General features: G+C 63.0%; 21 protein-coding genes. 12 read left to right on the forward strand and 9 right to left on the reverse strand.

What is annotated here, in order from left to right:
- Positions 1-294 precede the first annotated feature (294 nt).
- The 6 genes from LB552_RS14950 to LB552_RS14975 all read left to right on the forward strand — a co-directional run bounded on the left by LB552_RS14950 (position 295) and on the right by LB552_RS14975 (position 6044).
- Positions 295-2454, forward strand: coding sequence for a transglycosylase domain-containing protein (locus LB552_RS14950; RefSeq protein ID WP_224607650.1), 2160 nt, complete (start codon positions 295-297; stop codon positions 2452-2454).
- A 79-nt stretch (positions 2455-2533) separates the two neighbouring features.
- A complete protein-coding gene (locus LB552_RS14955) occupies positions 2534-3118 on the forward strand; it encodes a DUF1214 domain-containing protein (RefSeq protein ID WP_224545666.1) in 585 nt (194 codons plus the stop codon).
- Complete coding sequence (locus LB552_RS14960) at positions 3111-3659, forward strand: DUF1254 domain-containing protein (RefSeq protein ID WP_140845761.1); 549 nt, start codon at positions 3111-3113, stop codon at positions 3657-3659. Before LB552_RS14955 ends, LB552_RS14960 begins: the two co-directional genes overlap by 8 nt.
- 396 nt (positions 3660-4055) lie before the next feature.
- Positions 4056-5063, forward strand: coding sequence for a DUF2336 domain-containing protein (locus LB552_RS14965; protein WP_224607653.1), 1008 nt, complete (start codon positions 4056-4058; stop codon positions 5061-5063).
- A 197-nt stretch (positions 5064-5260) separates the two neighbouring features.
- A complete protein-coding gene (locus LB552_RS14970; RefSeq protein ID WP_224607656.1) occupies positions 5261-5689 on the forward strand; it encodes a MerR family transcriptional regulator in 429 nt (142 codons plus the stop codon).
- Positions 5625-6044 (forward strand): carboxymuconolactone decarboxylase family protein, encoded by a 420-nt coding sequence (locus LB552_RS14975; protein WP_224607659.1) that lies wholly within the window; start codon positions 5625-5627, stop codon positions 6042-6044. The genes LB552_RS14970 and LB552_RS14975 overlap by 65 nt, the downstream gene beginning before the upstream one ends.
- A gap of 75 nt (positions 6045-6119) precedes the next feature.
- Here LB552_RS14975 and LB552_RS14980 read toward each other — a convergent pair whose 3' ends face one another.
- A complete protein-coding gene (locus tag LB552_RS14980) occupies positions 6120-6467 on the reverse strand; it encodes a DUF1491 family protein (RefSeq protein ID WP_224607662.1) in 348 nt (115 codons plus the stop codon).
- A 126-nt stretch (positions 6468-6593) separates the two neighbouring features.
- Between LB552_RS14980 and LB552_RS14985 the strand changes: the two genes are divergently transcribed.
- Both LB552_RS14985 and LB552_RS14990 read left to right on the forward strand, forming a co-directional pair.
- Positions 6594-6869 carry a type II toxin-antitoxin system ParD family antitoxin gene (locus tag LB552_RS14985; protein ID WP_140845757.1) on the forward strand — a complete coding sequence of 92 codons (276 nt, stop codon included), beginning with the start codon at positions 6594-6596 and terminating at the stop codon, positions 6867-6869.
- The gene (locus LB552_RS14990) at positions 6862-7152 is read left to right on the forward strand and encodes a type II toxin-antitoxin system RelE/ParE family toxin (protein ID WP_224607665.1); all 291 of its coding nucleotides are present in this window, start codon (positions 6862-6864) and stop codon (positions 7150-7152) included. Before LB552_RS14985 ends, LB552_RS14990 begins: the two co-directional genes overlap by 8 nt.
- Before the next feature lie 20 nt (positions 7153-7172).
- On the opposite strand, the gene LB552_RS14995 is transcribed toward LB552_RS14990, so the two are convergent.
- Together LB552_RS14995 and LB552_RS15000 are read right to left on the reverse strand one after the other, a co-directional pair.
- Positions 7173-7961 carry a peptidoglycan-binding protein gene (locus tag LB552_RS14995; RefSeq protein ID WP_224607668.1) on the reverse strand — a complete coding sequence of 263 codons (789 nt, stop codon included), beginning with the start codon at positions 7959-7961 and terminating at the stop codon, positions 7173-7175.
- Entirely contained in the window at positions 7936-9672 is a 1737-nt protein-coding gene (locus LB552_RS15000) for a PAS domain-containing sensor histidine kinase (protein WP_224607671.1), read from the reverse strand. Before LB552_RS15000 ends, LB552_RS14995 begins: the two co-directional genes overlap by 26 nt.
- A 555-nt stretch (positions 9673-10227) precedes the next feature.
- On the opposite strand from LB552_RS15000, the gene LB552_RS15005 reads away from it, so the two are divergent.
- Complete coding sequence (locus LB552_RS15005) at positions 10228-10638, forward strand: DUF5330 domain-containing protein (protein WP_140845754.1); 411 nt, start codon at positions 10228-10230, stop codon at positions 10636-10638.
- Between the two features lie 174 nt (positions 10639-10812).
- The gene (locus LB552_RS15010; RefSeq protein WP_095767172.1) at positions 10813-11241 is read left to right on the forward strand and encodes a SufE family protein; all 429 of its coding nucleotides are present in this window, start codon (positions 10813-10815) and stop codon (positions 11239-11241) included.
- Between the two features lie 80 nt (positions 11242-11321).
- On the opposite strand, the gene LB552_RS15015 is transcribed toward LB552_RS15010, so the two are convergent.
- Together LB552_RS15015 and LB552_RS15020 are read right to left on the reverse strand one after the other, a co-directional pair.
- Positions 11322-11747: a MucR family transcriptional regulator gene (locus LB552_RS15015; RefSeq protein ID WP_040991330.1), complete on the reverse strand. Its 426-nt coding sequence runs from the start codon at positions 11745-11747 to the stop codon at positions 11322-11324.
- 416 nt (positions 11748-12163) lie between these two features.
- Positions 12164-12532 carry a hypothetical protein gene (locus tag LB552_RS15020; RefSeq protein ID WP_095766871.1) on the reverse strand — a complete coding sequence of 123 codons (369 nt, stop codon included), beginning with the start codon at positions 12530-12532 and terminating at the stop codon, positions 12164-12166.
- Positions 12533-12639: 107 nt separating this feature from the next.
- Between LB552_RS15020 and LB552_RS15025 the strand changes: the two genes are divergently transcribed.
- The gene (locus LB552_RS15025; protein WP_224607674.1) at positions 12640-14751 is read left to right on the forward strand and encodes a S9 family peptidase; all 2112 of its coding nucleotides are present in this window, start codon (positions 12640-12642) and stop codon (positions 14749-14751) included.
- Between the two features lie 102 nt (positions 14752-14853).
- Positions 14854-15243 carry an SET domain-containing protein gene (locus LB552_RS15030; protein ID WP_095766869.1) on the forward strand — a complete coding sequence of 130 codons (390 nt, stop codon included), beginning with the start codon at positions 14854-14856 and terminating at the stop codon, positions 15241-15243.
- 81 nt (positions 15244-15324) lie between these two features.
- Here LB552_RS15030 and LB552_RS15035 read toward each other — a convergent pair whose 3' ends face one another.
- The 4 genes from LB552_RS15035 to LB552_RS15050 form a co-directional block, all read right to left on the reverse strand.
- Positions 15325-17901 (reverse strand): AMP-binding protein, encoded by a 2577-nt coding sequence (locus LB552_RS15035; protein ID WP_224607709.1) that lies wholly within the window; start codon positions 17899-17901, stop codon positions 15325-15327.
- 161 nt (positions 17902-18062) lie between these two features.
- Positions 18063-19007: a cytochrome c gene (locus tag LB552_RS15040; protein WP_224607712.1), complete on the reverse strand. Its 945-nt coding sequence runs from the start codon at positions 19005-19007 to the stop codon at positions 18063-18065.
- 10 nt (positions 19008-19017) lie between these two features.
- Positions 19018-19452: a c-type cytochrome gene (locus tag LB552_RS15045; protein ID WP_224607677.1), complete on the reverse strand. Its 435-nt coding sequence runs from the start codon at positions 19450-19452 to the stop codon at positions 19018-19020.
- A gap of 192 nt (positions 19453-19644) precedes the next feature.
- The gene (locus LB552_RS15050) at positions 19645-20247 is read right to left on the reverse strand and encodes a superoxide dismutase (protein ID WP_095766866.1); all 603 of its coding nucleotides are present in this window, start codon (positions 20245-20247) and stop codon (positions 19645-19647) included.
- Positions 20248-20340: the final 93 nt, after the last annotated feature.

Genomic DNA, 20340 nt, shown 5'->3' on the forward strand with positions numbered 1-20340 from the left:
TGACAGACGCCTCGATGCGGCAAGGCGCGCGTCAGCCATCTTGCCGCCCATCAGCGATCCTTCATCGGCCAGGAACCGACCGCGTCGGATGTGGCGCATTTTATGCGAGCCATCGCGGCGCGGTGATATCGATCGGCCGTTGACGGCCAGCACACCTCCGATCAACAAAGCTCGTGCTGTGGCTTCGCTGCCCTTGTGAGCGGTGATAAAATGGTCAAATAGTTTGACAGGGTGCCACCCTGAAACTGCCCGCATGCTGTTTTCGGGCGAAAGCGCGTTGGGGCGGAAGTCGGAATGGCAAGTCCTTCGAAACCACGCAAGAGGAGAAGAGGCCGCATCGCTTCGGCGCTGCTCGGCGTCGACGCTTGGTTCGATAGCTCGCTCTACGAGATCGGCTTCAAGGCCCGCGAATTCTGGGAAGCGGCGACCATCTTTTCCCGCCGTTTCCGGGTGCATGGCTGGCGCCGCACGGTCATCGAGGTGCTGAGCGAAGGGTTCACCATGGGCGCCGGCGGCTTCGTGGTGCTGCTCGCGCTCGCCATGCCCGCTTTCGACATCACCACCGGCGACTGGCGCAGCCAGGGCGACTTCGCCGTGACCTTCCTGGATCGCTACGGCAACGAGATCGGCCAGCGCGGCATCATCCAGCGCGATTCAGTGCCGGTCGACGAGATGCCCGACATCGTCATCAAGGCGGTGCTGGCGACCGAGGACCGGCGTTTCTTCGACCATTACGGCATCGATGTCCTCGGCCTGTCGCGCGCGATCTTCGAGAATGTGCGCGCCAACTCCGTGGTCCAGGGCGGCTCCAGCATCACGCAGCAGCTCGCCAAGAACCTGTTTCTCTCCAACGAGCGCACATTGGAGCGCAAGATCAAGGAAGCCTTCCTGTCGCTATGGCTGGAAGCAAACCTGTCCAAGAAAGAGATCCTGCAGCTCTATCTCGACCGCGCCTATATGGGCGGCGGCACGTTCGGCATCGAGGCGGCGGCGGATTTCTATTTCGGCAAGAGCGTCAAGGATCTGAGCCTCGCCGAAGCGGCGATGCTGGCCGGCCTGTTCAAGGCGCCGACCAAATACGCCCCGCACATCAACCTGCCGGCGGCCCGTGCCCGCGCCAATGTGGTGCTGTCAAACCTGGTCGATGCCGGTTTCATGACCGAGGGCCAGGTGCTGCAGGCGCGTCTGCATCCGGCCGACGTCGTCGATCGCGGCGAGCAGAAGAGCCCGGATTATTTCCTCGATTGGGCCTTCGACGAGGTCAAGAAGATCGCCAAGCCTGGCCAGCACTCGCTGGTCGCCCACACCACTTTCGACGCCAACATCCAGAAGGCGGCCGAGGAGTCGGTCGAGTTCCATCTTCGCCAGTTCGGCAAGGAATACAATGTCACCGAAGGCGCGGTGGTGGTGATCGAGACCAACGGCGCGGTGCGCGCCATCGTCGGCGGACGGGATTATGGCACCAGCCAGTTCAACCGCGCCACCAAGGCTCTGCGCCAGACGGGTTCATCCTTCAAACCTTATGTCTACGCCACAGCGATGGAGCACGGGTTCACGCCGGACTCGGTGGTTTCCGGCGGCGCGATCAGCTGGGGCAGCTGGTCGCCGCACAATTACAGCGGCGGATCGGCCGGCAACGTGACGCTGCTCACGGCGATCGCCAAGTCGATCAACACGGTGCCGGTGCGGCTCGCCAAGGACTACCTCGGCATCGGGCCGATCAAGGCGATGGCCGAATCGATGGGCGTGGAATCGCCACTGGAAGCGCACAAGACCATGGTGCTCGGCACATCCGGCATGACGGTGATGGACCAGGCGACGGGCTACAGCGTCTTTGCGCAGAACGGTTTCGTCGGCTCGCGCCACGGCATCACCCAGCTCGTCACCCGCACCGGCGACGTGGTCTATGACTGGGCCAAGGACGCGCCGCCACCGCACCGCGTGCTGTCGGAAAAGGCGCTGAAATACATGAACACCATGCTGGCGGCGGTGCCGGTTATCGGCACCGCGAGACGCGCCCAGCTTCCGAACATCGTCGTTGCCGGCAAAACCGGGACGACGCAATCCTACCGCGACGCCTGGTTCGTTGGCTTCACCGGCAATTACACAGCCGCCGTCTGGCTCGGCAATGACGACTTCACGGCGACCAACAAGATGACAGGCGGCTCGCTGCCGGCGATGGTCTGGCAGCGGCTGATGGTCTACGCGCATCAGAACATCGATCTGAAGCCGATCCCCGGTCTCGATAATCCTTGGGTCGATCCGGAGGTCGCGGCCAAGGCCGAGGAAGCGGCCAAGAAGGAAGCCGACGCAGCGGCGGCGCAAGCCGAGGCCGAGCGCCCGCCGGTGCTTTCCAGCCGCACCAGCCAAACGTTACGGGACATGACCAAGGCGTTCCAGGCCGCGCCGGCGCTCGTTGCGCCCACCATGCCGGAGACGCTTTCGGCGCTTTAAGGCGGCGTGACGTGAAGCCGGCTTGCCACGGCACCCCGCGCCGCGATATCCCGGGCAACCTCCTCTGTTTGCGGCTCTCATGCTCAAGAACGCCATCCTGACGCTGCTTTCGCTTGCCATAGCCATCGGGCTTGGCGGCTACAGCGTCTGGTATGCGCTCAACGCGCAGGACGGCGTGGGCGCGATCCGCATCGGCCAATGGACCGCTTTCCCGGAAGTCGGGACACTGGCCGCCGACCCTTATTCCAAGGCGCGCGTTGCACGCGAGGGCGTGCTGGCGCTCGGCCAGGCCGAGGGACTTGCCTTCGTCGCTGAGCGCGACGATGCCGGCGAGCCGCTGAAACGCGAATGCACCTATACGATCGAAGGCGGTTATCCGACCGCCCGCTTCTGGACGCTCTATGCCGCCGACCAGTCGCTTGGCGTGATCGACACAGGCAAGCCGAGGCAGTCGGCGCTGCAATCCTACGAAGTGCTGCGCCAGCCCGACAATTCCGTCGTCATCTCCGTCGGCAGCCGCCCGGCGCCCGGAAACTGGCTGCTGACCGGCGGCTCCGGCAAGATGTATTTCGTGCTGACCTTTTACGACACGCCGATCGCCTCGAGCACCGGCCTCTCGGACGTGACACTGCCGCGCATCCTGAAGGCGGGCTGCAATGCGTAGACTGCTGCATGCCCTGATCCTCGGCCTGCTCGGCGCCGGCATCGTGCACATCGTTGTGCTGTTCCTGGTGCCGGAATTTTCCGAACGCGATGCCTGGTCGCGCCTGGCGATGGCATCCGATTTCTACAAGATGACGCGGCTAGACGCCGAGGCCGGCGGCGCGCCGGTGGTGAAGTCGGTGGATCCATTGTTTTATGCGGCCGCCTGCCGCTTCAACCTTGCCGACGGGCTGGTCAGGATCAGGGCGCCGGGCGACGTGCCGTTCTGGTCGGCCTCGGTCTACGACCGCAACGGCCACAACATCTATTCCTTCAACGACCACAACGCCAATGGCGAGAAGCTCGACGCGGTGGTGTTGACGCCGGCGCAGATGATCGACGTGCGGCGCGACCTTCCGGAGGATCTGCAGGGCGCGATCTTCGTCGAGGCGCCGATCGAGGAAGGCATTTTCGTCGTCCGCGCCTTTGTGCCGGACGGGAGCTGGAAGCCGATCGTGTCACGCTTCCTCGATCAGGGCGCCTGCGAATTGCAGGACTACTGAGAAAGGCGCCCGATCAGTGATGCGGCTTGGCAGGAGGCGGAGAGCCCGGCCTGTCGGAGCTGCTGTCGCCGGGCCGTGCCTCACCGGCCTGCGGATGCAACTCGTAACGGACGCCGGGGAAAATGATGACCGCCGCCGCCGTCGTGGTGTCGTGACTTGCTCGATTTACTGGTGCCGCTCGCGGCACAAAAGACAGGACCATGCCCATGGTTCGCGCATTCCTCTCGGTTTGACCGGAGCACAACGCAACGCCTCCAAAGTTGATTAAGGGGCTTAGAGGGTTAACGGAGCGCTAACGGATCGCGGCTAATTTGACGTTTGTTTTCCTGAAGGTGCGAAACCGGCCCGGCCGGATTGCGCGGTTCGGGATTGTGTCGAGTATCGGGCGTATCCTCCGTGTCATCTTCCGATTTCAGGCAAATCGCTATCCGGACCGAAGCGGGAAAGGCCGAAAGGCTGTTCCGCGCCGCCGTGTCGGCCTTCTGCTCGCTGACGCGTCCCTCGCGCCGAGAGATCGCCCAGCTCGAAGACCTGACGCTGCCGCTGTTCGACGAAGTCTCGGTCGAGTCGCGCCGCTACGTCGCTGCCGCCCTTTCCGAATGCGACTACGCGCCGACCGCGCTGGTCAGGCGGCTGGCTGAAGAGCCGGTCGAGATCGCAGCCCCCCTGCTCACCCGCTCCAACGCGCTGAGCGATATCGACCTCATCGCGCTGATCGGCCGGCACGGCCTACCGCATGCGCGCGCCATTGCGCGCCGCAAGGAGCTCAACCCGACGATCGCCGACCTGATCCGCGTGCTGGAAAGGCCGACGCTGGTCAAGGCACGGCCGCCCGAGACGGTCACCAGGCTTGCGCCGAAACCCGAGCCGGCGGCCAAGGCGGATACCGACCGTCCCGCGCCAGGCGAAGCCGCGGAGCACGCGCGGCGCCGCCTGCGGGCGATGATGCGCCCGACCGGCGACGCTGCGGACGTCAACACCTTCCTTGGCCAGCCGGCCTATGTGAAATTGCGCGAGACGGCGCTGACGGGGAACCTGGCATTCTTCCAGACCGCGCTGGCCGATGTGCTGGAGATCGACTTCGCGACGGCCCGCTCGGTGACCGGGCAATCGGGCTATGTCGCGCTGCTTGCGGCGCTGCGTGCCCTCGACCTCAGCGAAGACAGGGCCTTCCTGATCGCCGTCGCGGTCTATCCCGGCGAGTTCCCGCATCCGCAGGCGATCCGCCTGTTCCTCGACAGCTATCGGCTGCTGCACCGCGAGACGGCGCTGGACAAGGTACGTGCCTGGAAGGCCGAGACGCTTTCGCGGGCGATCCGCGGCAGTGCTTCCGATGCGGTTGACATCGAGAGCCGCGCAGCCTCGAACAGCGACGCGGCGAGTGCCAGCGTCAAGGCATCCTGATCGGTTTAAAGCGCCTCGCGCTGAAGGAACCCGGTGGCGACGCGCTTTAAGCGTTTGTTTTTTATCTTAAAATCAACGAGCCGATGTTCGTCGCGAGACCGGGCATTTCCGCGACACGACAAAGTAACAACGCCTCTTGACTTAGAGTGCGCTCTAACTCGTAGCTTTCTGGGCGTCGTGACGAAAGAATGGCATTGATGAAGATTGGCGAGCTGGCGAAGCGTTCGGGACTGTCTGCCTACACAATCCGTTACTATGAGCGGATCGGGCTGCTTCCCCATGCCGACAGGGACCAATCGGGCCAACGTGACTACGACGCATCAATCCTGACCTGGATAGAATTTCTCGACCGGCTCAAAACGACCGGGATGCCTATTCGGGAAATGCTGCGTTACGCGGCCTTGCGGGAGCGCGGCGCCGACACGGAAGCGGAGCGCGGCGCGCTGCTCAAGCAGCACCGTGAGCGTGTCCGTGCGCATGTGGCCAAACTGCAAGCCTGCCTTCTCGTCCTCGACACCAAGATCGCCGGATATGCCGGCCTGAAACAGAGGATGAAGGATTATGACGCATCAATCCCCGAGCATCGGCGAAAGCCGGCTGGAACGCGGCAAGCGGGCGCTCGCTGAAATCGACGGCGAAGCCGGCCACAAAGTCATTGCCGCCCTGGCTGACATTGCCCCCGACTTCGCGAACTACGTGTTCGAGTTCTCGTTTGGCGACATCTACAGCCGCCCCGGTCTCGATCTGCGCGCCCGTGAGATCGCGACTATCGCGGCGCTGACAGCGATGGGAACCGCGATCCCGCAACTGAAAGTCCACATCGAGGCGGGGCTCAATGTCGGGCTGACCAAGGACGAAATCGTCGAAACCATCATCCAGATGGCGGTCTATGCCGGCTTTCCCGCGGCGCTCAACGGGCTGTTTGCGGCCAAAGAAGTTTTCGCCGACCGGTTTCCCGTCCAAAACGGGGAAGCGGCGTGATGAACCTTCTGCGCTTCCTTGGCCCGCGGCCGGCGATCTTGCTGTCATGGTGATTCCCGTAGACGGTAAAACGCCCTAGTCGGCCTTCACCGAAAGAAGCTCTTCGACGGGAACGGTCCCGCCCTCGATCTCGACCACCCAGATGTCGGGATCGAATTTTTTCTCCCGCTCCAGCCGCGCATCGAAGGCCGAGCTGTCGTCGCTCGTGCCGAGCACGGCGAAAAAGCGCTCATCGGGCTTGGCCGAATCGTAGCTGGTCTGCGGCGCCGGCCCGTAGAAGGTCACCTCCCCCAGACGCCCGCGCGACAACACGAAGACGGCGCCAGCCTCGGTCGCGCCGCGCTTGATGACGGCGGCGAAGCCGCCGGCGCCGAACACGCGGCGCACAAGGGCCGAGACCCAGAGATCGGTGGTCACGCGCATGAGAAGGTTCCGGATGACATTCAAGTGGTCTAGCGAGATTCACCCAAGCCTGCGAGTGCTTGGATGTCGAAGATGGCTTGCCTAACAAATCTTGTTAGACTTTGTGAGGCGCGCTATAAAGGAGCAATGAAAAGTCAAGCAATGCGCACCCTCACCATATCGCTCACGCCGAAGCAGGCCGCCCGTCTGCAGGACGCGGTCGAGAGCGGCGACTACGCCTCGAACAGCGAAATCGTCAGGGAGGCCCTCAGGTTGTGGGAGCGCCGCGAGGAGCTTCGCGTGCTCGAACTCGCTCAGCTCAAGCAGGCTTATGACGAAGGGATGGCTAGCGGCGAAGGCAAGGACATCGATCGCAGCGCCTTTCTTCGCGCCCTGAAGGCCGAGCGCTCGGAACGTGGCTAGCTATCGACTTACACCTCGCGCAGAACAAGACCTGAAGAATATTTGGCGCCATATTGCGGCCGACAACGAACAGGCAGCGGACAGACTTCTAGGACGCATCTTCGATAAGCTGGAGCTCGCTTGCAATCATTCCAATATGGGGGTCGCCCGGCCAGAGTTGAGCACCACCGCGCGTATCCTCGTAGAGGGCCGATATGTCGTTATCTACGAGCCCATGGACTACGGCATCCTGGCAGTAGCTGTTGTTCACGGGATGCGGGACCCCGAGCATTGGCTCGAATAACAATTTTGCGATGCTGCCGCTCAGTTCGTCAGGCCGATCTCGCGCATCTTGACATAGACGGCCTCGTCCGGTTCGCCGGTCTCGGGCAGTCCGAACAAGGCCTGGAATTCCTTGATCGCGGCCTTTGTGCGGGCGCCGACCTTGCCGTCGAGCTGCATGTCGCCATTGCCGAACGCCTTGAGGCCGGCCTGGATCTTGACGATGCGGGCGTCGGGCGGCTGCGTGGTGCCATCGGCCGGAGCGGAGACCTGGATCACCTGCGGTTTGGCAGACGCGGCGACTGCGCCATCGGCCGGCCGCGGCGCCGGATGGGGAATGGCCGCCGTCGTCTGGCGGGCGCCAAGCTGATCGAGCAGCGCCGTGTCGATCCCGCCCGACCCCGGCAGCCCAACCTTCAGCTGATAGGTCTGGATGGCCTTGCGCGTGGCCGGTCCGGTGAGGCCGTCGACCGCGCCGTCGTAGAAGTTGAGGTCCTTCAGGATGCCCTGCACCTGCTGGACGACCGGATCCGGCTTGACTGTCGGCTGCGCCGGCGCCTGGCGCACGATGTTGATGGTGGTCTCCGGCTCGTCGGAGACCGTATGCGGGAAGTTCTCGATGCTTCGGGTGGCGAAGAACGCGCCGGTATGCGGAAAGGGCTGATACCACAGCGCATTGGCCGAGACGTAGAACAGCGTCACCAGAAAAGCGGTCGAGCCGCCGACCAGAACCGGATTGCTGGCGATCAGTTGACCGACGGCAACCGCGCCCTCGGCGAGAACGCCGCGCTCGGGCTCGACCACCTTAGGCCGTTTTGCGGAGCGAGCCATTCCTCTCCCCATTTGCGTCCCCCTTCGGCTTGGCCGCCGGCATGGCCAGCACGCCGGATGGCGCACCGGATCGCCGCTTCGGCCCGTTCACCGGCAGGCCGATCGTCACCGTGGTGCCCTCACCCGGCGCGCTCTCGATCGACATCGTACCCTCGTGCAGCGCCACCAGGCCCTTGACCAGCGACAGGCCGAGTCCGGTTCCCTCGAAACGACGCGTGTAGTCGTTCTGGATCTGCATGAACGGCTTGCCGAGATTGGCCATGTCCTCCTCGGCGATGCCGATACCGGAATCGCTCACCCAGAAATGCAGGTGCGAGCCGACGCGCTTGGCGCCGATCACCACGCTGCCGCCATCGGGCGTGAACTTCACCGCGTTCGAGGCGAGATTAATCAGAATCTGCTGGACCGCCCGGCGGTCGGCATTGATCTCGCCCGCATCCGGGGCAATCTGCGTGGCAAGAACTATGCTCTTGGCGTCGGCCAGCGGTCGCATCATCGAGCGGCACATGTCGACGGCCTCGACAAAGCGGAACGGCTCCAGCTCGGTCGCATAGGCGCCCGCCTCGATGCGCGAAACATCGAGGATCGAGGTGACGACGGACAGGAGATGCTGGCCGGACTCCCTGACCAGGCCGACATATTCCTTCTGACGCGGATCCTTGAAGGGCCCGAACATCTCATGCAGGAGCATGTCGGAAAAGCCGAGGATCGCATTGAGCGGCGTGCGCAGCTCGTGGCTGACCACGGCCAGGAAGCGGCCCTTGGCCACTTCGGCAGCCGCAGCGGCTTCCCTCGCCTGCGCAAGCTCCTCGCGAAGTGCTGCGACATCGTCATTTTCGCGCAGAACCAGGGTGAAGACGTCGCGGTCGACCGCGCCGCGCAGCAGCTCGAGGCTGAACGGTCGGAAATTGTCGACCGCGCCAGAACCCTCGCGCGGCAAGCGGATGCGCAGATCAAGCCGACGCTTCGGCGCGCCCTCGCGCATGTCGGCCAGAGCGGTGAGATAAGCGACGCGGTCGGAAAGATGGATGCGGTCGAACAGGCCGGTGCCGAGCAGAAGCTCGGGCGCCAATTTCAGGATCGAACGTGCTTTGGCGGACGCGTCGGCCACTTCGCCCTGGCGCCCGAGGCGGAGCACGACGGCGTCCATGACGTCCTCGAGACGATCGCCGGCAGGCTCCGCCGACCCTAAGCCGGCCGGGCTGGCTAAGGCGGCGGCCCGCGGCAACAGCGTCAGCGCCCAGGCGAGCGGCAGCAGCCAATGCCAGGTGGCGATCTCGCCGAACGGCAGCAACTGCCCGGCAAAGGGCTGCAGCACGATAGCGGCAAGCGCCGCCAGCGCGCCCGTCAGCGCGGCGCGCCGCGACCCTGAGACCCACCAGCTTTCAACCGGCAATGCGACAGCAAGGAGTGCCGCCGGCGAGGCCAATCCGCCCGCCGCAGCGATAGCGCCGGCTAGGGCAAGCCCACCCAACACGACCGCCATGCGGCCGGCAAGCGCCATATGGCCGGTGGCCGCCACCAGAAGCGCCGCGAACCAGCACAGGCCGAAAGCGGCAAAGATTGCGGCTATCGTGACGGCAGCGCCGAGACTTGAAGTGACCAGCGTGACCGCGGCGCCCGCGGCAAGGAAGGGCGCGGCGAGCATGACGCCGATGAAGCGGCGCTGGCGCAGGCGTTCCGCCTCACCCGTCACGGTCGGGTGAACCATGCGTTCGCAGCCGGCGGAAACCGCGCCAGGCAATTGAACGTATCTGGCTGAAATAGAACTCAACGCACGCGTACCCGGTCGTGAAAAACGCCTGCCTGGCAGGTGACTCATCAATTGGCTTGAAACTCGCATCCAGCGTTTAAGGAATGGATAAGGCTGGCGAAGCCGGCGACCGCGCCAAGGGAAATATTGTGATGCCAGCCCGGCAAAGCATGCCGAGTTAGCGCCATGGTAAACGGCGGGTTAGCCGCAAGGCCTGTGCCAAAACGGGCCGGAACTTGAACCGACTAAGTTCTGCCTGGAGTAAAATCGTTTAATAACAATGTGATACATGGTTATCATAAAGTTAACGAAGTCGATGAGATTCGACACAAGCCCATATCAAAACCGATCCCTTCGAATTTGCCTAAAATTTGAGGAAAATTCGCGGCTTCAATGCAAGCCGTCCTTTGCGTGACCATGCCACTATCGTGCCCATAAAAGAGGTCATGCCGATGGATGCGTGATCCGTCACGGATGGATGCATCATTCCATCCCGGATGAGAGGCAAGTAAGATGGGCTTTCTGATCAGGATGGCTTTCTGGTTTTCGCTGGTGCTGCTGGCGCTGCCGCTCGGCGTCGGCCCGGGCGAAAACGGCCAGCAGAGCGTCGGACCGATCCAGGCGCTGTTTGCGGCGCGCGAGGCGGTCGGCGACATTGCAGGGCTCTGCGAGCGCAAGCCCGATGTCTGCGAGACCGGCAAATCGGCCATGTACACCATCACCGTTCGCGCCAAGGAAACGGCCAAGATCGCCGCGGCCATGATCGACGACAAGCAGTCCGGGCAGTCCGGGCAGTCCGGGCAGGCAGGCACGCCCGAAACGAAGGTCGCGGATGGCTCCGTCACGACCACCGGCAGCGTCGCCGAGGACATCGTGTTGCCGACCAAGGTCAACATTCCGGTGATGTTGACGGCCAAGAACTGAGTTCTTTCCGGCCGTTCGCTCGGCACTTTAATTTTAGCGCAATTCCTGGCGCAAAACCGCCTACGCACGTTCCCCAGAATTGCTCTAACGCCGCGGGCCCCGTCCGACCTCTCGACGCCCGCGGCGTCTTTCTTTTTCCGTGACGCGGCCGTGTCGGGCCACTATATGCGGGCAATGGCCACCTCGATTCAGACCATCCGCGACGACTTTTCCCTGCTCGACGAGTGGGAGGACCGTTATCGCTATGTAATCGAGCTCGGCGAGAGCCTGCCGCCTTTCCCTGAGGAGGAGCGCACGGCTGCGAACAAGGTGCCTGGCTGTGTGAGCCAGGTGTGGCTCACCACCAAGCAGGGAGCGGGCGCCGATCCGGTGATCGGCTTCCAGGGCGATTCGGACGCCCATATCGTGCGCGGCCTCGTCGCCATCATGCTGGCGCTGTTTTCTGGCCGGCGGGCAAGCGAAATCCAGAACACGGACGCCGAAGCGACCCTGAAGGAGCTCGGCCTTGACGAGCATCTGTCGCCGCAGCGCGCCAACGGCCTGCGTTCGATGGTCAAGCGCATCAAGCGCGATGCGGAAGCGGCGCTGAAGCAGACGGCCTGATCCGGCCGATATCGCTCCCGTCAGGAAAGCAAAACGGCGCCGTAAGGGCGCCGTCGAACTGCTTGACGAGCTGGGACCTATCAACGGCCCTTGCGCTTGCGGCCCAGACCCATCTTCTTGGCGAGCTGCGAGCGGGCGGCAGCGTAATTGGGGGCGACCATCGGATAGTTGGCGTCCAGGCCCCACTTCTCACGATACTCTTCCGGCGTGAGATTGTAGTGGGTCATCAGATGCCGCTTCAGCGACTTGAACTTCTTGCCGTCCTCGAGACAGACGATGTAGTCGTCATGGACCGAGCGCTTCGGATTGACGGCCGGCTTCTGCTTCTCAGCCGACGGCTGCTCCGACGAGCCCCCGACGCGGCCCAACGCGGCATGGACGTCGGCGATAAGGTTCGGCAGTTCCCCAACCGGCACCGGATTGTTGCTGACATAGGCGGCGACGACATCGGCGGTCAGCTCGATCAGCGCGTCACCGTTTTTCGAAGGTGTTTCGACGATTTCCATAGTGCTAAGGCCCCAACGAGAGTTGTTTCTAAAACTGCGCCCTTTTTTATGGATCGGGCATCGCGCGGATTTCGTTCAGGAAAGGCTCTGAGATTCGCGTCGGTTATCTTAATGACGCCGCATTGAAAGTAAGTCAATTCGCATATTGACTTATATTGGTCGATATTCATCAACTATTGCCGATTCAGCTTCAAAAATTCGTGCGCCGTGTAACTTCGCGAGATTTTTCTGGTCAGACCAGCATGGCATGACGTTGCGTCATCCGCATGTTAGACATCCGATCGCCACTCGACACCACGTTCAATGCTTGGCTAATGCTTGGGTGCCCTTTCGCCTGCACAACGAATCCTGCGGCACAGCGAAGCGCAAGGATACCGCCTTGGCGGCTGGACCGACAAGGCGACGCGACAGATCCATCAGTAAGGCGCGATATGTTTCCCGTAGACCCAGCCGGTGACGAAATGACCATTCTGCGCCGGATCGTGCCAGATCTCGCACCAGCGATAGCGGATCGCCTGGCGCTGCTTCCATTGTGGCTGTCGGCCGATATCGAGCAGGTTTACACCGCCGGTGCAGCGGCCGGTCATCTGCAGCACGGTGCCGTTCGGATAGGCGGCCTGTTTCTGCGATGTATTGGACGGATATTTTCGAGCATTGAGCGTATCACCGAACGGCACGCCCGCCACTTGCCAGGCGGCAAAGACGGTTGCATGAGACTGGCTGGAAAAAGCCAGACCTGCCGCTACGACGGCAACTGACATTGCAGTAGAAACACAGGATTTCATCTTTCCCCCTTCGACTTAGCTTCTGTACCACCTTGAACCGCGCCCGTTGAACCGCCGCTGAGCGGCGTGTTCATTCGTCATTCAAGCAAATTCCGCAGCGAGACGTAATGACCAGAGCTTCCGCCTTGACTTCCGCCTTCCCGGCCGCCAGCCCGCCGACCCCTGAGAAACACCCGGTTTCGGACACGCATCACGGCATCACCCGCAGCGACGACTATGCCTGGATGCGGGCCGACAACTGGCAGGCCGTGTTCCGCGACCCTTCCCTGCTCGACGGCCGCATCCGCGCCCATCTCAATGCCGAGAACGCCTATCAGGCCGCGCTCATGGCCGGCACCGCGGACCTGCGCGCCAGGCTGTTTGCCGAGATGAAGGGGCGCATCAAGGAGGATGACTCGACGGTGCCCATGAAGGACGGCCGCTATGCCTACGGATCGTCGTTCCGGCAGGGCGGCGAGCAGCCGCGCTATTTCCGCACCCCGCGCGACGGCGGCACTGAGGAGATCCTGCTCGACGGCGACGCGGAAGCCGAGGGCAAGCCCTATTTCCGGCTTGGCGGCGTCGATCATTCGGCCGACCATAGGAAGCTGCTGTGGGGCTTCGACGACAAGGGTTCGGAGGTCTTCACGCTGCGCGTGCGCGATCTTGCGAGCGGCAAAGAACTTGCCGACCAGATCCCGGATACGGGCGGCGGCGGGGTCTGGGACGCCGGCGACGGCGGCTTCTTCTATACCCGTCTCGACGACAACCATCGTCCGTCGAAAGTGTTCTTCCACGCGCTGGGCGACAGGTCCGAAAACGACCGCTTGATCTATGAAGAGACCGATCCGGGCTTCTTCATGGATGTCGGCGGCACGCGCGCCAACGACTGGATCATGATCGGCATCAACGATCATGAAACGTCGGAATACCGCCTGCTGCCCGCCAATGATCCAACCGCAGAGCCGAAGCTTGTGGCGGTGCGCGAGACCGGCCTGCAATACGATCTGGAAGAAGGCGGCGACGTCTTCTTCGTCCTCACCAATGCCGACGGCGCCAAGGACTTCAAGATCATGACCGCGCCGGTCGACAATCCCGGGCGCGCCAACTGGCAGGAACTGGTGCCGCACGAGCCCGGCCGGCTGATCCTGTCGGTGCTCGGCTTCAAGCATCACATGGTCCGGCTCGAGCGCAAGGAAGGCCTGCCGCGCATCGTCGTGCGCGAGCGCGCCAGCGGCGAGGAGCATTTCATCTCTTTCGACGAGGAAGCTTTTTCGCTCGGTCTCTCCGGCTCCTACGAATACGACACCGAAGTGATGCGCTTCACCTATTCGTCGATGACGACGCCGGCGCAGGTGTTCGACTACAACATGCGCAGCCGCGAACGCGTGCTTTTGAAGACGCAGGAAGTGCCCTCCGGCCACGATCCTGCGCACTATGTCACGCGCCGGCTGATGGCGCCCGCCGCCGATGGCGAGCTGGTGCCGATCTCGCTGCTATATCATCGCGACACGCCCCTCGACGGCTCGGCGCCCTGCCTGCTTTACGGCTACGGCTCCTATGGCATCACCGTTCCTTCCGCCTTCAATACCAATTGCCTGTCGCTGGTCGACCGCGGCTTTGTCTATGCCATCGCGCATGTGCGCGGCGGCAAGGACAAGGGGTACGGTTGGTACGAGGACGGCAAGCGGGCAAGGAAGATGAACACCTTCACCGATTTCATCGCCTGCGCCCGCCATCTCGTTGCCGAGCGCTACACACAGCACGACCGCATCGTGGCGCAGGGAGGCTCCGCCGGCGGCATGCTGATGGGGGCGATCGCCAACTTGGCCCCGGAAAGCTTCGGCGGCATCGTCGCCGAGGTGCCGTTCGTCGATGTGCTGACCACCATGCTCGACGCCAGCCTGCCGCTGACGCCGCCGGAATGGCCGGAATGGGGCAATCCGATCGCGTCCGCCGCCGACTACCAGACGATCGCGGCCTATTCGCCCTATGACAATGTGGCGGTGCTCGACTATCCGCCGATCCTGGCGCTGGCGGGCCTGACCGATCCGCGCGTCACCTATTGGGAGCCGGCGAAATGGGTGGCGCGGCTTCGCGAACGCAAGGCAGGCGGCAACCCGGTCCTGTTCAAGATCAACATGGACTCCGGCCATGCCGGCGCCTCGGGTCGCTTCTCGCGGCTGGAGGAGATCGCCTATATTTACGCCTTTGCCTTGAAAGTGACAGGCAAGGCCTGATTTTCTACTCGCAATCGCACGGCTCGCGCGCTAGGCAATGCGCCGTCGTTTTCGGTCGTGGCCATTTCGGGGCCGCGTCCAGATACATTCGCAAGGTTCGCTATGCTGCTCGTCGACGTCTATCTCGACAAATCGCCCATCCAGGGCATCGGCGTCTTCGCCAAACACCGCATTGCGCGGGGCACATTGATCTGGAAGCTCGATCCAAGGTTCGATCGACGCATTCCCGTAGAGACCTATGAGGGCGAATCCGGCCCGGTGAAGTCCTATCTCGACCGCTATTCCTATCCGGACCGGCGCGATCCCAACTTCATCGTCTTCGAGGCGGACGATGCCCGCTATATGAACCACGCAGACGACCCGAACTGCGATATCTCCTCTCCGGAAGAGGCCTATGCGTTGCGCGACATCGCGCCCGGCGAGGAGCTGACCTGCGACTACAACCACTTTTTCGAGAACGGCTTCGACTTCCTGGGCGACCGCCACCCGTAGAGCATGATGCCGAAAAGTGTGGAGCGGTTTTCGGACGACGTCATGCTCCATCACTTTGATTTAGAGCGGCACGAGCGTGGATCAGGCGGAGAGCAATTCCGGCTGGCGTCCCAGGGCCAATCTGCCACGCAGGTTTCGGATGCCTGCCAAGGCCTTGCCGGAAACGATGCCTAAGGCAATGCCACCGACGATCGCGAGCAGCTGGAAGATCGGAACCGGCAGCTTGCCCGCGGCGGGCGCCATCAATATTTCCGGGACGAAACGGTGGAAAAGGTAGATCGGAAACGCCGCGACGGCGACCTGGGCAACCAGCCGCCCTATCCCGGCCGGCAGGCGAACGCGCGGCAGGTAAAGAAGGACCAAAAGCGCCGCGAAGATCATCAGATATTTGACCGTCGTCCCGAACCAGACCGACTCCCAGAAGGCCAAATAACCCAGCACAGCGGCGGCAAGCGCGGTCAGAGTCAGCTTTCTCGCCGGAGTGTCGGCGAAACAGGCACACCAACCGAATACGGCCAAATGGAAAACCCAATAGGTCGTGAATATCTGGCGGTTGCCTAGGTCGACGAGCGATGGGGACGAAAAGCGCGCGACAGCGGCAACCCCCAAAAGGCCGAGCGAGAAAACGAAGGGGTGAGCCCGGGCAAGCTTGCGGACTGCAGGAATGGCAAAGATTAGAGCGAAGAGCAGGAGCGTCTGCGAATAGGCCTCGATGAACCAGTAAAGGTACGGAATCATCTCGTGACGCTCCGGTTCGGCATAGCCGAAATTCCCAGTAAGCGTCATCGAAGCCCAGGGGATCGTCCGCCAGGCTGCAGCGTAAGCGGCGACAATGAGAAAATACGGGATCAGGACGTCGATCGCTGGTTTGAGCGCGTGCCCAATTCGACCGGCAAGGAAATGGGCCGACTGGAAACGAGCAAGGCTGTAGCCGGCCAGCAGCATCATGACGCCGGAGCCGCCGGGGATGGGCCACAGCGTTTCGTGATGCACGACCACCAGCAGGATCCCGATAACCCTCAGCACTAAATCGGTCGGCATCTCGCTTGCGTGCCGGTGTTCGGGAAGTCCCGCCGCCTGGCGGTTTGCCAGCTCGGCAATGCTCAAGCGTTCCCATCCGTCCGGCAGGTTCATGCCGAGACGCTCGAGTTCCAGAGCCAATTGCAGGAATCGAAGGGAATCCCCGCCAAGAGAGACGAAGCTGTCATTGCGGCCGACGGCCAGGGGATAGAATACGCGGGCGTAGGCACCGAGCAGACCGCCCCGCTCACAGCGGATTTCCGTTCGCCCTTCCAACATCTCCTGCTGGAGGCAGGCATAGTCGATCTTGCCAGAGGCAAGTCTGGGAAAGTCCTCGCGCGTCGCAACCCAAACCAGATTGGCTGGCAGGTGGCTGATCTCGGCAAGAATGCGCCGTGCTCTCCCGGTCTGGTCGGCGCCTATCACGTAGGCCTGCAATCCCCGATCGTCGCCAACCACCGCGGCGGCAATGCCGGCGCGCTCCAGCGCCTGCTCCATCGTATCGAAGCCGATCCTGAGGCCTGCGATCTTGGCGAAGCGGCTTCTGCGCCCGACGATGCGGAAGAAACCATGTTGGTCCCGTACGGCAATGTCGCCAGTGTTCAGGGTCTCGAGCTCTGCGCCGCGCGCGAGGTCGAGGCGCCGCGTGCCGTAACCCATCATTACGTTCGGACCGCGATAGACGAGCTCTCCGGGAATGCCTGGTTGGCTGATCGGCTCGCCTGCAGCGTCGACGATACCGAGGCTGCCGCCCGGAATCGCCACGCCGATCCGATCCTCCTTGTCGGAAAGGCTCTCCGGCGGCACGAAAGCCATGCGTGCCGTCGCCTCGGTCTGGCCATACATGACGAAGAAGCGGCCGCCCCTGGCGAGCATATGGTTCCGATAAAGGCGGATGAGATCCGGGCCAAGCGCTCCGCCCGCCACCGTCATCATGCGCAACGCCTTGAGCTCAGCGTCGCGGAAACGCACCCGTTCCAGAAGCTCGTAAGAATACGGGACACCAGACAGATTCGTGCAGCCGCCGTGGTCTATCGTGCTGACGAAGTCGCTGTCCATGACCGACATGCCGGTGAAGAGGACGCTAGCGCCCGCAATCAGATGCGAATTGAGGACCGACAGCCCATAGGAATAGTGGAGAGGCAGCACGAGAGCGGCCCGGTCGAAGGAAGAGAGCTCGAGATAGGCCGCGATCGAGCGCGCATTGGATTCGAGATTGCCGTAGGAAAGCCTGACCGCCTTGGCGGCGCCCGAGCTGCCGGACGTCATCAGCAGCAGCGCGAGATCGGGATGCAGCGGCTCCGCATCTCCAGCGGATCGAGCTTCCTCAACGAGACGCCAGCGGCCGTCAATTGGCCTGTAGGTGAAATCCGGCTGGAAGGCTGCCTGGAAATCGTCCCAAAGCCTATTGTCGCACGGCGGCAGCATGGCCGCTGCGTGCCCAGCCTGCAGGGCTCCGATATAGGCGGCGACTGCGTGCTCGGAAGCTTCCGCCGCAATCGCCACGAGCCGCTTTTGTCTTCGTCCCAACTGCGACGCGAAGTCTAGCGCGAGACCGCCGAGTTCCCTGTAGGACAGCATGCGTCCGCCGGCGAGCACAAGCGCCACGCGCTGCTCGTCATGGGTGAATTCGGACACAAGGTCGATGGAGGGCGTGGGCAAGCTTCGGTCCTCGGGGAATTGGCCCGAAGCGCCTATAATACATGAGTATTCAAGTCAACTAATTCGCCACCGATTGGGTATGCCAAACCGCTTTACGCCATCATGTATGGTCGCGGGTTTGACGCCGCGTGCGCAGGTTAACTCGCCGGCTTGCGCGCCGGATAGCCGTTGGGGTGCGGCGGGACGGCCTTGAGGTAGGCGGCAATCGCCGCGCGGTCGTCGGCGGTCAGTTGCGCGATGTTGCGCTGCACGTCGACCATGGAGCCGCCGACCGAATCGAAATCGGGTGTGAAGCCGGTTTCGAGGTAATTGGCGATGTCGGCCTCGGACCAGTCCTTGGTGCCGCCCTGCGGGGTGATATTGGGCACAACGCCCGAGCCTTCGGCGGCCACGGCGCCCGCCAGCCACTCGGCCTTCTTGACGCCGCCGGCGAAATCGCGCGGCGTGTGGCATTCGCCGCAATGGCCCGGACCCTCGACCAGGTAGCGGCCGGCGAGAACCTTGTCCGGCGCGCCCTCTGGCAGCGCGATCACCGGTTCGGGGCTGAGATAGACAAGCTTCCAGAGGCCAATGCCGCGACGGATGGTGAAGGGGAAGGGAAGCCTGTGATCCGGCGCCTTGCCGGCAATCGCCGGCAGCGTCTTCATGAAGGCATAGAGATCGGCGATGTCGGCCGGCTTCATGCGCGCATAGGAGGCATAGGGAAAGGCCGGATAGAAATGCTCGCCGGAAGGAGAGACGCCTTTCAGCATGGCATTGGCGAAGTCCGCCTCGCTCCAGGCGCCGATGCCGTCCTTCCGGTCCTGCGAGATGTTGGGTGGGACGAAGGTGCCGAACGGCGTCTTGAGTTCCAGACCGCCGACGAGCTCGAGGCGGGCGTCGCCCTGAGCGCCGGGCCTGGCGTGGCAGGAGGTGCAGCCCCCGGCGTAGAAGATCCGCTTTCCCCTGGCGGCGTCGCCAGGGCCAAGATTAGCGACGGTGCCGGCGTCCAGCCTGACCGGTGCCGACAGAACCCAGCTGGCGCCAGCCGCGGCGGCGCCAAGCACGATGACGGCGCCGACAAGCTTCTTCAGCCAGGCCATCGTCAAGCGATCAGCTCTTCTTGATCCGGTAGGTCTGATGGCAGGTGCCGCAATCGCCGCCCAGCGTGTTGAGCTGCGCCTTCAGCGCGTCGACATCGGCCGGCGGGGAAGCGACCGCGGCCTTGGTATCGGCCAGGAACTTGTCCTCGGCCGCCTTGAAGCCCGCCATGTCTTCCCAGATCTTCGGCGCGGCCGTGGTGTCTCCCTTGTCGGAGCCGGCAGGGAACAGCGTGTCGACATCGAACTTCTCTGCATTGGCTTGCAGTGCCTTCAGCGCGTCCAGCACGGCGGCGGCATCGAAAGGCGTCTCGCCCTTGACCACCTTCGAGATCTGCCCCGCGAGCTTGCCGCGTTCCTTCATCAGGGCCTGGCGACCCTGGATCGGGTCGGCATAGGCCGAGCCGGCAAAGGCAAGCACAGAGATGGCGATAACAAGCTTTCTCATTCAATTGGCTCCGTGGATGAAGAGGGTTCGCTGGCGCAATTCCGGACGGAAAACCGTTCAACACTTTTCCTGGAACTGCTCTGACGTTAACGGGCGTGATGGTGGGATTATTCCCCGGCGCCGCGACGATTTTGCCGGGTTTCTCCTGAAAAAGAAAAGCCCCGGCGAACCGGGGCTTCTCATCAAAATCACTCAGGCTTTGGCCTTCTCGTAAAGCTCCAGGACGTAGTCCCAGTTGATCAGACTGTCGACAAAGGCCTCGAGGTATTTCGGCCGCGCGTTGCGGTAGTCGATGTAATAGGAGTGCTCCCAGACGTCGACGCCGAGGATCGGCGAGCCGCCATGGACCAGCGGGTTCTCGCCGTTCGGGGTCTTGGAGATTTCCAGCTTGCCGTTCTTGACCGAGACCCAGGCCCAGCCGGAGCCGAACTGGGTGGTGCCGGCGGCGATGAAATCCGCCTTGAACTTGTCGTAGCCGCCGAGATCGCTGTCGAAGGCCTTCTGCAGCGCGCCCGGCAGCTTGTTGCCGCCGCCGCCCTTCTTCATCCATTTCCAGAAATGGATGTGGTTGTAGTGCTGGGCGGCGTTGTTGAAGAGCCCGGCATTCTTGCCGAAGGACTGCTTCACGGCCTCTTCGACGGACAGGTCGCCCATTCCGGCCTCGGCCGCCAGCTTGTTGCCGTTGTCGACATAGGCCTTGTGGTGCTTGTCGTGGTGATACTCCAGCGTCTCCTTCGACATGTAAGGCTGCAAGGCCTCGTAGTCATAGGGCAAGGCGGGCAACTCAAAAGCCATGGATGGTACTCCCTCGAGGAAAAAAGTCCGGTGATATTACCGGGCTAAGATAGGTCTGGAATGGATCGGGGCAACTCCGGAATGGAGCGCCGA

It is taken from the genome of Mesorhizobium sp. CA7 (assembly GCF_020165015.1).
Lineage (GTDB): Bacteria > Pseudomonadota > Alphaproteobacteria > Rhizobiales > Rhizobiaceae > Mesorhizobium.

Excerpts from the sequence above, each read along its gene's own strand:
- LB552_RS14995 (WP_224607668.1), bottom strand. The coding sequence starts at position 7,961 with ATGGCTCGCTCCGCAAAACGGCCTAAGGTGGTCGAGCCCGAGCGCGGC.
- LB552_RS15050 (WP_095766866.1), bottom strand. The coding sequence starts at position 20,247 with ATGGCTTTTGAGTTGCCCGCCTTGCCCTATGACTACGAGGCCTTGCAG.
- LB552_RS14975 (WP_224607659.1), top strand. The coding sequence starts at position 5,625 with ATGACGCATCAATCCCCGAGCATCGGCGAAAGCCGGCTGGAACGCGGC.
- LB552_RS15045 (WP_224607677.1), bottom strand. The coding sequence starts at position 19,452 with ATGAGAAAGCTTGTTATCGCCATCTCTGTGCTTGCCTTTGCCGGCTCG.
- LB552_RS14960 (WP_140845761.1), top strand. The coding sequence starts at position 3,111 with ATGCGTAGACTGCTGCATGCCCTGATCCTCGGCCTGCTCGGCGCCGGC.
- LB552_RS14980 (WP_224607662.1), bottom strand. The coding sequence starts at position 6,467 with ATGCGCGTGACCACCGATCTCTGGGTCTCGGCCCTTGTGCGCCGCGTG.
- LB552_RS15005 (WP_140845754.1), top strand. The coding sequence starts at position 10,228 with ATGGGCTTTCTGATCAGGATGGCTTTCTGGTTTTCGCTGGTGCTGCTG.
- LB552_RS14985 (WP_140845757.1), top strand. The coding sequence starts at position 6,594 with ATGAAAAGTCAAGCAATGCGCACCCTCACCATATCGCTCACGCCGAAG.
- LB552_RS15020 (WP_095766871.1), bottom strand. The coding sequence starts at position 12,532 with ATGAAATCCTGTGTTTCTACTGCAATGTCAGTTGCCGTCGTAGCGGCA.
- LB552_RS15000 (WP_224607671.1), bottom strand. The coding sequence starts at position 9,672 with ATGGTTCACCCGACCGTGACGGGTGAGGCGGAACGCCTGCGCCAGCGC.
- LB552_RS15030 (WP_095766869.1), top strand. The coding sequence starts at position 14,854 with ATGCTGCTCGTCGACGTCTATCTCGACAAATCGCCCATCCAGGGCATC.
- LB552_RS14955 (WP_224545666.1), top strand. The coding sequence starts at position 2,534 with ATGCTCAAGAACGCCATCCTGACGCTGCTTTCGCTTGCCATAGCCATC.
- LB552_RS14970 (WP_224607656.1), top strand. The coding sequence starts at position 5,261 with ATGAAGATTGGCGAGCTGGCGAAGCGTTCGGGACTGTCTGCCTACACA.
- LB552_RS15040 (WP_224607712.1), bottom strand. The coding sequence starts at position 19,007 with ATGGCCTGGCTGAAGAAGCTTGTCGGCGCCGTCATCGTGCTTGGCGCC.
- LB552_RS15015 (WP_040991330.1), bottom strand. The coding sequence starts at position 11,747 with ATGGAAATCGTCGAAACACCTTCGAAAAACGGTGACGCGCTGATCGAG.
- LB552_RS14950 (WP_224607650.1), top strand. The coding sequence starts at position 295 with ATGGCAAGTCCTTCGAAACCACGCAAGAGGAGAAGAGGCCGCATCGCT.
- LB552_RS15010 (WP_095767172.1), top strand. The coding sequence starts at position 10,813 with ATGGCCACCTCGATTCAGACCATCCGCGACGACTTTTCCCTGCTCGAC.
- LB552_RS15025 (WP_224607674.1), top strand. The coding sequence starts at position 12,640 with ATGACCAGAGCTTCCGCCTTGACTTCCGCCTTCCCGGCCGCCAGCCCG.